The sequence below is a fragment of the Leucobacter faecis genome, from assembly GCF_054456695.2.
Genome location: NZ_JBTJER020000008.1, coordinates 88,029 through 100,142 on the forward strand (window position 1 = coordinate 88,029; position 12,114 = coordinate 100,142).

Sequence of the window (12,114 nt, forward strand, 5' to 3'; positions counted from 1 at the left end):
TCAACACCTTGCGCATAGTAACCGAACAACTGATGGAACCCACTCAGCTCGCCAATGGCACCGTCAATCTGAGTTGACAAGGAGTCGTTGTCATCATCGAACAGCGGGAACACATCTGCTTCCTCAGAAAACGTAGACTCCTGGGGGAGTTCCAGTTCACTGTACGTGCCCAGTATGGACTGGGAGCCAACGACAAGTACTTGGTCCTGCTTTGCTATCTCGCAAGCCGCCCTGATGATGTGTTCTAGATCAACGCGATCCACTATCGCGCACCTGTTGCAGTGCTCTCAGACGAACTTCCTGCGGCAACACACCTGCCAGTGGGCTCACCTGGCGAAGGTCTTCGCCTCGTTCACCAGCGGTCATAGCTACTGCAGCCACAGCATCTGGACCAACGTCAATCGCCGACTCCCACTCCTGCACCCAGCTCTGAGCAAGCCTGGCGCGAGGACGACGCTTCAACAGAGCGAGGTTCGATCGAATGAGCCGCTCAGTGGTCGGCCAGTCGCCTTTCAAAAAGGGCAACACTGCAAGGTGGAGCTGCCAACTTAGCTCCGCTTCGCGTGTCATCGTGGTGCCCGTCATGCATTCATTCTACGTCTCAAGTTGATTTACAGCCAGGATCCGGAACGCACGACGGGCATAGGTGATCTAGCGCGCGCGACGCTAGCGCGTGCGACGCACCGCACGCAACCGGGCGAGTGCCACCGCTGCGCCACCGAGCAGCAGCATGAATGCGCCCACCGAGGCCGCGACTGCGCCGCTCGCGCCGCCGGTGTTCGTGAGCGCGTTCGCCGCGGGAGGCGTGCGATCACTGCTGGAGCCTTCGGGCCCGCCCTCGGCCCCGGCATCTGCCGACCCGGCTGCCGCGGCGCCCGCCTGCGGCCCGCCCGTCGGGGTCTCAGGCCCCTCAGGTACTTCAGGCCCCTCAGGCGTCTCAGGAACCTCAGGCTTCTCAGGCACCTCAGGCACCTCAGGCTCGCCCGGCTCCCCAGGCTGCTCGGGTTTCTCGCCCGGCAGCCCGCACAGGTCTTCAAACGACGGGAACGTGACCGTGCGGGTTGCGCTCTTGCGATCCGGCGCGAGCACCCAGTCGCCCTTCATCCAGTCCGCGGTATCTTGCAGAATGTACCCGGGCAGCGTGTGCGCGGTCAGCACGACAGTCTCGCCCGGCTCCATCTTGCCCTGCACGTCGTACCAAACTCCCGGCACCATAATCACGGTGAGATCGGGCATTGTGACGACGCCCGCCACGCACTCGGGTTCTGGGAGGCCCGGCAATGGAGCAATTTCGATGTCTCCGGGCAAGGGATCCGGATCAATGCCGTCAGCATTCGAAGTGCCCGTCGCCCCGGCCCCGGCGCCGCCCTCGATCGGCGGAATCTCGCCGTCGGCGTTACCGTTGCTGGTGCTCCCCGCGCCGGCACCCGACCCGCCACCGCAGTCGCGCGGCGGGTAGAACGTGATCGTAAAGGTCGCGCTCAGCCCGTCAGTGGCGAAGACCCAGCCGTGCGCGCCCACGCGCCCGAGCTTACGCCCGTCGTCGGCCGTCACTGTGATGACGATCGACGAGCCGACCGCGGCGGTGCCGGTGTAGGTGTACGTGAGCCCGGGTGTTACGGGAAGCCTGAACTCGGGCTCCCGGTTGGGGGCGTCACAGGTCGGCCCCGACCACACGGGGCGTTCGGGCGAGATCAACGGTTCACCTGGCTCGGTCGGCGGGCAGTTGAGCTCGGGAAAGTTGATCGTCAGCGTGGCAGTCTTGCCGTCTTTACTGATGCTCCAGTGGCGGCCCATTGAACTATTGCGCAGCCAGTACCCGTCTTGTGCCGTTGCGGTGACGACCACGGTGGAACCGGCCTTCACCTCGCCCACGTACGAGTAGTCGATGCCTTCGGTTTCGACGAGTTCGAGGGTGGGTGGGGTGTGGTTGCCGTCGGGCGAGCAGACGCCAGTCGTGTATTTCACTTCGGGTTCAGCGAACTTCTTGGTGTCACAGGTTGCAAAGTGGATCGTGAAACTCGCGCTCTGCCCGTCGGCCGCGAGCGTCCAGTCCTTCGGCACCACGAGTTCGTAGCCGGGCTGCGGGGTGGCCGTCACGGTTACCGATCCTCCGGGCACCACATCACCAGAGATCGTGTACACAATGCCCGGGGTCACGGGCAGGTTGATCCATGGCGGTGCGACGCAACCCTCGCCGTCAGGGCCCCAGACGGGCTTCTCGATCTCTGCGGGGTCGAGCGGAATGCTGGTGTACGTGTCATCGCAGTAGCGTTCGGCCCCGGGTGTCCCCGTGCAGGCTTCGTTGACGAGGTAGCGGTCGCCGCCACCCCGGTCGATGTTGACGTTCACCGTGTACGTCAGTTCGAGCCACTCACCCGCGGCGAGCGCCCCCTGCCAGGAGATCTCGCCGTCGGTGACGGGAACGATGACGCCGATCGCGTCGCCTGTGCGCGTGAGCATCACATCATTTACGAGAGTTGCGTCGTCAAGCACGCGTGCGAGGTCGTCGATCACCGAGATCGGGTTCGTCGCTGTCCACGATCCGGGCCCGGGATTGGTGACCCGCACCTTGTAGGTGATGTTGTCGCCGCGCGTCACGGTCGACCCCACTGACTGGGTCTTTGAGATTGTGGGCCGCGGGCCCACGATCCGGTGCTCGGTTTCACAGGGCCGCAAATTGGTGCCGCAGCGATCGGGCAGGGTGGCCGCGCCGCTGCCGGGCAGGGCCATGCCGGTCGCCTGGTTGAGCAGCGTGCCTGTGTGCACGTCGTCGGGAATCTTGACGGTGTAGGTGATGGTCGCTTGGCCCGTACCGGGCAGCTCGAAGCGTGGCGTGACAATCTTGCCGTCAATCACCTCAAGCTTTGTTTTTGGGCCGTTGCCGACCTGCAGCATCACGTCGCCCTGCAGCTGGGCAAGGTGCAGCACCCGCGATACGTCGTCCGTGAGCTGTACGTCAGGGACAGGCCACCCGCCGACCGCCCAGGCCGAGACCACGTAGGTGAGCTCTTGCCCTGAGCGCACGCTAGCGATGTCGTTGAGCTCGGCACCCTGGTCGTTGAACAGCTTCTTCGACATCTGCCATTTCTCACCGATGGGGAGTTCGAGCGCGGGGCACACGGTGATGGTGCTCGCGGGGAGCGCCGGGTTGCGGCTGTCGCCCGCGGCGCAGGCCGTACCGTTGAGCCACAGGTCAGTGGCGATGCCGTCAGCCACGTTCTTCACCGTCACCGAGAAGGTGATGGAGCGGGACTTGCCTGCCGCGAGGCCGCCGGTCCAAGACAGCACGCCGTTCTCAATCGTGGCTCCCACCGACGGCTTCCCAACGAGCACGGAGTCGTCGAGAATGTCGGTGAGATCCTTGGTCAGCGTCACTGGGTTACCCGCCGCCCAAGCCGAGGCGACGTTCCAGTCGCCCTCGCCCGGGTTGTGCAGAGTGATCGTGTAGGCCACGCGATCACCCGCACGCAGTGGATCGTTGGGGCGCGGTGACTTCGTCCACGACAGCTCAGCCTCGAGCTCTGGGTATACCTGCACCATCGCTGAGGTGATCGAGTCACACTCGTGCACGATGCCCGCAGGCCCGCCCGTGTCACCCGAGACACACGCCTCATTGACGAGGGACTCGTCGCCGGTGTATCGGTCTGACACGGTGACCTGATATTTCATGGTCTTCGTGGCGCCCGCTTTGAGCGCGAATTCGTGCGTGAGTTGACCGTCGACAGGCGGCTCAAAGGCCGCGCAACCGTAGGTGAAGCACCCGTCGGGGCTGCCAGTTTTCCAGGCCGCGTCATCAAGCACATCGCTGAGGTCGTCGCTGAAGCTGACCAGGTTGGCCGCCATCGCGTTCGTCTTGTCGTTCCAGTCGCCCTTACCGGGGTTCTTCACCGTGACCGTGTACTCGAGCACATCACCGGGGCGTGCCGTAGCGGCCTTCGGGTTCGTAATGTTCGCGACACTTTTCTCGATTTCAAGCGCCGGGTGCTGCAGTTCAAGCTCGGTCGACACGTCACCGCACACCCTAATGGTGGGTTGGCCGTTGCCGGGTTCGCCCGACGCGCACGCCTCATTCTGCAGTGTTGCGCCGCTCGGGTAGTCGTTGCCGACCTCTACGCGGTAGCTGAAGAAGTGAGACTTACCGGCATCGAGCGCAAACGTGTGCGATGCCACACTGTTCTCGAGCTTGTCGACCGGCTTGCAGTAGTTCTGGTTCCAGCCGCCTGGGCCGCAGTACCGGCCGCCCGTTGTTCCCTGGCGCACGTCGCCGATCAGCACGGCGTGGCCACCAAGCCCCGATAGGTCGGTGGTAAAGGTCGCGCGTTTGTCGCTCGCCCAACCGTTCCCCGCGGCGACCGTCCAGTCACCGCCGCCCACCGGGTTCGATACGGTGACGTCGTACTGCAGCTGATCGCCGGCGCGCACGGGGCCGTTCACGTCGCCCTTGATCTTCGTCACTGTCGGGTCTGAGATCTCGAGACCGGGGTGCAACACACTCACCGTGTTGTCGAACGAGGTACGCACCTCGACCGGCGCCTGGCCGTTGCCAGGGTCACCCGCAACAACGGATTCGCTCAGCAGGCGCTGGTCGCCGACCGTGAAGTCATTGGTGACGCGCACGCGATAGTTGAAGTAGTGAGTCTTGCCCGCGTTGAGTGCAAAAGTGTGGGTCGCCACACCGCCCACCACGGAGTCGACGGGCTTGCAATAGTTGCCGTCCCAGGCGGTTGGGCCGCAGTAGTTTCCTGCAATCGTTCCCTGCCGCACGCCAGATACCAATACCGCGTCATCGAGCATGCGCGACAGATCGGTCGTGAAGGTGAGGCGTCGGTCGCTGGCCATGCCGTCGGCGGTCGGCGCGGTCCAGTCCCCACCACCCGCGGGGTTTTCGACCGCCACGTGGTATTGAATCTCTTCGCCAGCACGAACATTGTCGCCCTGTTGTAGCTCGCGTTCAGCGCCCCTCGTCAGCACCGTTGCCACAGAGTGTGCGATGGTCACGTCGGGGTGCAGCTCCGCGACCTTGTTGCTAAACGAGGTGCGTCCCTCAACCCCGGGTTGACCATTGCCCGGTTCACCGGTCACGATCGCTTCGTTGATCAGTAGGTTGTCACCGGCGACGAAGTCGTTGGTGACGCGCACGCGATAGTTGAAGTAGTGAGTCTTGCCCGCTTTGAGTGCAAAAGTGTGGGTCGCCACGCCGCCCACCACGGAGTCGACGGGCTTGCAATAGTTGCCGTCCCAGGCGGTTGGGCCGCAGTAGTTTCCTGCAACCGTTCCCTGGCGCACTCCCGAGACGAGCACGGTGTCGTCGAGCAGATCACTGAGATCAGTGGCGAAGGTGAGCCGCTTATCACTCGCCGCGCCGTCGCTAGTCGGTGCGGTCCAATCCCCACCACCCGCGGGGTTTTCGACCGCCACATGGTATTGAATCTCTTCACCAGCACGAACAGCATCGCCCGGTTGCAGCTCGCGTTCAGCGCCCCTCGTCAGCACCGTTGCCACAGACTGTGCGATGGTCACGTCGGGGTGCAGCACCTCGACCGCGTTTTCGACCTGAGCGCGCTTCTCAATGAGGGGCTGCCCGTTGCCAGGGTCGCCCGTGATGACGGCTTCATTGAGCAGCTGCTGGTCGCCGACCGTAAAGTCATTCGTAACTTTGACCCGGTAGTTGAAGTAGTGCGTGGCACCCGCTTTGAGCGCAAACGTGTGCGTCGCGACGTCGCCTACCAGTGAGTCCACGGCCTTACACGAGTTACCGTCCCATCCGGTGGGGCCGCAGCCCGATCCGGCGCGCGTTCCTTGACGCACCCCCGACACCAGCACGGTGTCATCGAGCAGGCCCGACAGGTCGGTGGTAAATGTCAACCGCTTGTCTTGCGTCCAGTTGTTCGCGGCAGCGGCTGTCCAGTCGGCCCCTACCCCGTCGGCCTCCAACGGGTTCTCGACGGCGACGTGGTACTGCAGCGTCTCGCCCGCCCGCGCTGTCTCACCCGGCTGCAGCGTGCGCGCGGTGCCGCCGGCCACGACCGATACGACCGAGTTGGCAATCTGGGCTTGGGGGTGCAGCACTGTCACGTCATCGCTGAACGCCACTTGCGCCGCAACCGTGGGGCCGGCCCCGTGAGCAGCGCCCTGCACCATCGCCGCGTTGACGAGGCGTAGGTCACCCGTGAGATAGTCGTTGTCGATTTGCACTCGGTAGTTGAAGAAGTGCGTGGCTTGCGGTGCCAGCGCGAACGTGTGCTTCGCGACGCCTCCCACGAGCGACTCCACGGCTTTACACGAGTTACCATCCCAGCCGGTGGGCCCGCATCCATTGCCGGCACGCGTGCCCTGGCGCACCCCCGACACGAGCACCGAGTCATCGAGAAGTTGGGTGAGGTCGGTTGAGAACGCGAGCGGATTCTGCTTCGTCCACGCCTCAGACGACAGGTTCTTGACGGCCACGTGGTATTGCAGCACGTCGCCGGCACGAATGGGCCCCGTTGAACCGACGGTCGACGAGATGCGCGACACGACAGAGGTGAGTTCAAGTGCCCCCGTCGGGTCGACCACCACCTCTGGCTTGCCCAGTGTCGGCGGGTTCACGGCGGCTGGCTGGGCTGCCGGAGTGAACGGCGAGTCTCCCGGGGTGCGCTGCGAGGCGTCGCTCGCTGCGGCTGGCGCGCTCAAATCTGCGGCGGGGGCGATCGCCCCTGCGGGGCTGGTGAGCACCACGCCCGCGAGCAAGGGAATCACCGCCAGGAGCAGTACCGTGGCTTTGCTGCTGCGAGATCCGGATCGAGAATCTCGACCCCTCGTCGCTGCGTGTTTTGTCAATCGCGCATGACGGTTGTGCACCGTTCGTCACCCCACCCTGAGTCGGCAGCTGGATGGGCTCCCCACGAGCCCGCGCGCAACGGCGCCAGGAGCGAGCGCGGTGTTGGCGACAGCATTCCTGGCGCGCATGCTGCGACGCCAGTTCGGGTACTGCCTGGCTGTACCAAACCTACCCAGAAGCCTAACATCTGTTAGCAATATTGACGGCCGCGACGGCGGTCGCTGCGCTCCCCCACACAGGGCATCGCAGCGCGTTAGAAAGAAGCGCGGCACCAGGCACAACTTCACGCTACATCTGTGACCGTTTTGGGCTACCCTGGATGCGGCTTTGTAACACATCTAAATCTGTCTGGAGTTGCTCAATGAAGCGATTTCAATCTGTCAAGCACTTGGCACTCTCAGCGGCTGCCACGGTCGCGCTACTCTTGGGCGGTGTCGGCCCAGCGTTTGCGGTGACCGACGAAGACTCTGGCGCGGGCATCGAGGCGACCATCGAGGATCCCACCGAGCTCGAGATAGTAACCGACGAGGCGCCCGCCGACGAAGCACCGGGCGACAGCAGCGAAGACGTGATCTTCACAGACGTCTCGGGCGCAAGTGAAAAGCCGAGCAACCCCGGGGTAAGTACCAGCGCTACCGGCGGCGCCGCCCCCAGCTGGAGCCAACCGCGACGCAAAATCTCGGGCCAAGTGGCGCTCCCGCAGGGTGCAGATGCATCCTGGATGGCCAACGTAAGCGTCGGTGCAGACTGCTACGTCGGCCCGAGCGAAGGCCCCTGCGGATACGACATCTCGTTCAACAAGAAGACCGGCGCGTTCTCGATGATGGTGCCCGTGGCACGATCCGGCATGACGATTGAGCCTGGTGCGTACGTGAGCGACTCTACAAAGAACACCCAGGTCAACCTGGTGCAGCAGCACTGGGGACAGACCTGCGGCGTAGGCACACCTAAAGCAACCCCTGCTGGCAAGGGTCACCTCACAGGCGTAACCCTCCCTATGTGTTTCGGAGCAACCGTCACGGGCACCGTCTCGGACCCCCAACACGTTGCCGTTGGTGTGCACGAAAAACAAAATCTTTACGCATACACGGGCCGCACCACAGAGCGAGTAAAGGCTCTGACTACCACAGCTCAAGACGGTACGTTCACACTGCGCAGGGTTCCGATTGTCGACGACCTCCTCGTGGTGCTTGATAGCGGCATACCCGGAGCCGATCAGGCATGGAACGGCACTTACGACCTCAAGCAGGCGACGCCCATTGATACGACGAGCGGCTCGGTCACCGGTATCGATTTCACCGTCAAGCCCGGCTTCGCTGACATGTGCATGATGTACGACTACTGCAACAAGTTCTACAAAGAGGTCATGTGGATGCTTGAGACCGGCATCTCAACCGGAACCAAAGTCGACGTCGGCTGGTCGGTTTGGTACAACTACCACCCTAAGCAGAACGTGACGCGCGAAGCGATGGCCGCGTTCCTCTACCGCATGAGCGATCGCACCGGGTACAAGGCACCCAAGAAGCAGCTCTTCCCCGATGTGAAGCCCAATCACAAGTTCTACAAACAGATCCAGTGGATGGGCGCGACGGGCATCTCGACGGGCACCAAGCGCAACGGCAAGAGCTACTACGAGCCAAGCAAGTCGGTCACCCGCGACGCAATGGCCGCGTTCCTGTACCGCATGAGCGACCGGTCAGGCTATGTGCCCCCGACGAAACAGGCCTTCCCTGACGTGAAGCCGGGCCACAAGTTCTACACGCAGATTCAGTGGATGAGCAAGGCCGGCATCTCGACTGGCACCAAGCGCAACGGCAAGTATTACTACGACCCCAGCACTGCGGTGTCGCGCGAGGCGATGGCGGCGTTCCTCTACCGATTCAACAACTAACCCGCACTAAACTCGAAGCTATGACTGAAATCAGCGCGCAGGCATTCATCGGCGACGGCGTCACGATCGGCACGAACGTGAAGATCGGACCGGGCGCCGTGATCCTGGGCCCCTGCACGATCGAGGACGACGTGTACGTCGGCCCCGGCGCGCAGATCGGCGCACCGCCCGAGATGTCGAGCCTGCCGCAGAACGCGGCCTGGACGGGTGACCTGCAGCACGCGGGCGTGCGCATCTGTGCGGGCGCCGTGATCCGAGAAGGAGCGGTGATTCATCAGGGCACGTACCGCGAGACCCGCGTCGGCCCGCGAAGCTGGGTGCTCAACCGCGCCTACCTCGCGCACGATGTGCTGCTCGGCAGCGACGCGACTGTCTCTGCGGGTGTCTCGATCGGCGGCCACTGTGAGATCGGCGACCGGGTCAACATTGGTATGAACGCGGTGATTCATCAGCGACGGATCATCGCCGCTGGCGCCATGATCGGCATGGGCACGCCCGTGACCCGCGATGTGCCGCCGTTTGCGAAGGTGTACGGCACTCCCCCGCGCCTCACCGGCATTAACGGGGTAGGCCTTGAACGGGCTGGGTTTGACGCTTCGGTCGTGGCGGCGCTTCAGCGTCACTACGAGACGGGCGACGCATTCGAGGGCGCGGCTACGCTGCCCGACGCGCTCGAGCCGCTCGCCGAGATCGTTCAGTGGTGGCGTGGCCACAGCGATCTGAAGCCCGTCGCGCTCGCGCGATAGCCTCACTGCTGTCCACGAAACTTCACCCTGTTATGAGGTACCGCTTTGTCACGGGCGCGCTCGCCTGCCTGCTGTTGGCGGCCGCCGCGTGCGCTGGCGTGGCGCTTAAGCCCGCTGAGACACGGCAGGAGGCGATTCACGAGCCACCGTCCCAGTTCGCTATCGAGCCGCTGTCTGCGTTGAGCCCGCAGGCTGCACAGCAGCAGGCCACGAAGAGCGACGTGAGATTCGCGCTCACAGATTACCCGGCAATCTACGACTCTGCCTGCTACGCCACGTACGCCCAAAGCAGCATAGGCAAGTGCGTTGTCGTACCCTCAGACGGCGAGTTTTCGGTGTTCTTGGTGGGTGATTCGCACGCCATGCAGTGGAGTTCGCCGCTGCGCGAGATCGCGCAAGACCGGCAGTGGAAGCTGACCGTCATAGGCAAACGAGGCTGCCCGTTTTCATACAACGAGCAAACAAACAACGTCGATGACATGTACCCTGCGTGCGAGGCTTGGAATGAGAATTTGCAAGCCCGGATCAAGCGCGACCGGCCCGACCTCGTCATCACCAGCAACTTCGCGTTCAACAGGGTAGCAAGCCACGGCCGCGTGCTCGATAACGCGGCAGGCGGGGCAGGGGAACGCGCGCTCGCCTCTGGGTTTGTGAAGGCTTGGGCTCCTGTACTGTCTTCGGGCAGCCGCCTCGTGGTGATTCGCGACACCCCCTATTTTGGGTTTCACGTACCCGACTGCATCGCGCAGAACCTGACACGGGTCTCAGCGTGTGACCTAAATTTTCAAGCGGTCGAACGCAGGCAGCCCAACCCAGAAAGTATTGCGGTCGACCGGCTCGACGGTGTCGATCTGCTCGACTTCACGCAAGAGTTCTGCCCCGGTGGCCTGCGCTGCCCCGCAATGATTGACGATGTGATTGTGTGGCGCGACAAGCATCATCTCGCAGACGCCTTCGCGCGCAGGCTCACCGGCTCACTCAGCGATGCGTTGAGTGAATACGTCGGGTAGCCCTTGAGTGCATGCCGTCGCGGGCGTCGTCTGCCGGTCTACTTGCGCAGTTTGGCGTTGATCTTGTCGCGCAGGCCGGCCCCCAACGGCCGCTGACGGTGTCGCACGTGTGCGACCTCTACCTGCAGTCGTTCGATGTCAGTGCGCGCCTTGCGCAGTTGCGTGGCCATCACTGCTTCGGCGCGCTCGCGCTCCATGCGCGCGATGTCACCCGCGAGCTCGTGCAGGTTCGATTTCTCTTGGTTGATGCGCACCGCTGTGAGTAGCGAACGCGTGTGCGCGTCGGCCCATTCAAACGGTGCCGGGGGCACGAGGTCGCTTTTCACGACGGCGCCAGAACCGGCCGCGTCAGCGACGATGCCGTCCCACCAGGCGCTCTGGTAGGCGCGCTGTTGCTGGCGCACCGCGCTAATGTGGGCGTCAAGGCGGGGGCGTTCGCTCGTAAGCGCCGCAAGCACGGGCTCACCAAACAGGTCGTCCCACGCTTCGAACGGAATCGCGAGCGACTCCATTCCTACGTTCTTGAGTGCACCGCGCATGCGCACTGCTGAGTAATAGCTCGTGACGAGGCTCACGGCTGGTACCCCGAGCCCCGCCCCAAACACGACGGGGTGATACCTGGTTGAGAGTGTGAACTGCGCATTAGCGGTCACGGCGGCGAGCGCTTCTGACGTCATCATTTCGAGCGACCGCACACGCTCGGTACGCGCGTAGTGCACGATGCGGCCGTGCCCGTACACGTCGCTGCCCTCGCTGGCAGTGTTGTCGTGGCCGAGTTTGCCCATGTGTGGCAGCAGTACGATGTCGACGTCTAGCTGTTCGACTGTCTTGTCGAGCATCGCGGCAAGCTTGCGGTAGTAGGCCTCACGTGTGAGGCCGGTGGTGCCCGAGTGCATGGTGAAGCTCGCCACTGCGTACCGTTCGGGCAGTTCGAGGCTTGAAGCGGCAGCGCGCGCGTCGTCGTTCGGGTCCATCAAGATCACGTCGTCGAGCGTGTGTACGACGGTGGCATCGTCGTCGCAGAGCTCTCGCATGAGTTCAGCGGTGCTGGCCTCACGCGCGCCAAACACTCGGGCGCTGCAGGCAAGCTCGCGCAGCAGGGCGCGATCTTGTTCAACGATGACGGGCCCGACCGTCTGGCTCGAGATGTAGAGCGGAATGCCGTCGTGGCCAGCGATGCGTGCGAGGAGCAGTCGCTCGAGCAGATGGTTCTCGGTCATGTGCGAGTTGAGATTGCCGCCACCCGCGACAACGATTGCGTCGGCCGCGCGCACTGCCGCGGTGGTCTCGCGCACGCCGTCGGGTAGTTCGGCTTCACCACGCACCGCACGCATGATGAGGTCCATGCGTGCCAGCTTCTTCTCGCGGGTCTTCTCACGCCACAGTTCAAAGCGGCGTATGGCGGGTACACCGTACAGCGGCGCCGAGATCTCTGGGCGATCCGCGATGATCGTCACTTCGGCCCCACGCTGTTGCAGCTGCTGCACGGCCACCTCAGACATCGCTTCATCGCCGAGGTGGTAATTACCGCCGCCACTAATGTCGCCGATTACAATGACCCGCATGACGCTCCTTCAACTCGGCTGGAAAGCCTCAGTGACCCAAGCTTACTGATGTTGACCGCTTCAGATCGGGCACGTCGCT

Annotated in this window: 6 protein-coding genes; 3 read left to right on the top strand and 3 right to left on the bottom strand. The window is 63.6% G+C overall.

All coding sequences use genetic code 11. The features are described from left to right. Window positions 1-249 precede the first annotated feature (249 nt). A complete protein-coding gene (locus ACXR2W_RS10210; RefSeq protein WP_458814820.1) occupies window positions 250-585 on the bottom strand; it encodes a hypothetical protein in 336 nt (111 codons plus the stop codon). 81 nt (window positions 586-666) lie between these two features. Then, window positions 667-6,741 carry a DUF7927 domain-containing protein gene (locus tag ACXR2W_RS10215; protein ID WP_458814822.1) on the bottom strand — a complete coding sequence of 2,025 codons (6,075 nt, stop codon included), beginning with the start codon at window positions 6,739-6,741 and terminating at the stop codon, window positions 667-669. Between the two features lie 470 nt (window positions 6,742-7,211). Here ACXR2W_RS10215 and ACXR2W_RS10220 point away from each other — a divergent pair, with 470 nt between their 5' ends. Genes ACXR2W_RS10220 through ACXR2W_RS10230 form a run of 3 tightly spaced genes read left to right on the top strand, consistent with a single transcriptional unit; the run spans window position 7,212 to window position 10,470 of the window. Beyond that, a complete protein-coding gene (locus tag ACXR2W_RS10220; RefSeq protein WP_458814824.1) occupies window positions 7,212-8,714 on the top strand; it encodes an S-layer homology domain-containing protein in 1,503 nt (500 codons plus the stop codon). Further along, the gene (locus ACXR2W_RS10225; protein WP_458814949.1) at window positions 8,702-9,460 is read left to right on the top strand and encodes an acyl-ACP--UDP-N- acetylglucosamine O-acyltransferase; all 759 of its coding nucleotides are present in this window, start codon (window positions 8,702-8,704) and stop codon (window positions 9,458-9,460) included. Before ACXR2W_RS10220 ends, ACXR2W_RS10225 begins: the two co-directional genes overlap by 13 nt. Before the next feature lie 32 nt (window positions 9,461-9,492). After that, complete coding sequence (locus tag ACXR2W_RS10230) at window positions 9,493-10,470, top strand: SGNH hydrolase domain-containing protein (protein ID WP_458814826.1); 978 nt, start codon at window positions 9,493-9,495, stop codon at window positions 10,468-10,470. A 38-nt stretch (window positions 10,471-10,508) separates the two neighbouring features. On the opposite strand, the gene ACXR2W_RS10235 is transcribed toward ACXR2W_RS10230, so the two are convergent. Beyond that, window positions 10,509-12,035 carry a polysaccharide pyruvyl transferase family protein gene (locus ACXR2W_RS10235; RefSeq protein ID WP_458814828.1) on the bottom strand — a complete coding sequence of 509 codons (1,527 nt, stop codon included), beginning with the start codon at window positions 12,033-12,035 and terminating at the stop codon, window positions 10,509-10,511. Between the last annotated feature and the right edge of the window lie 79 nt (window positions 12,036-12,114).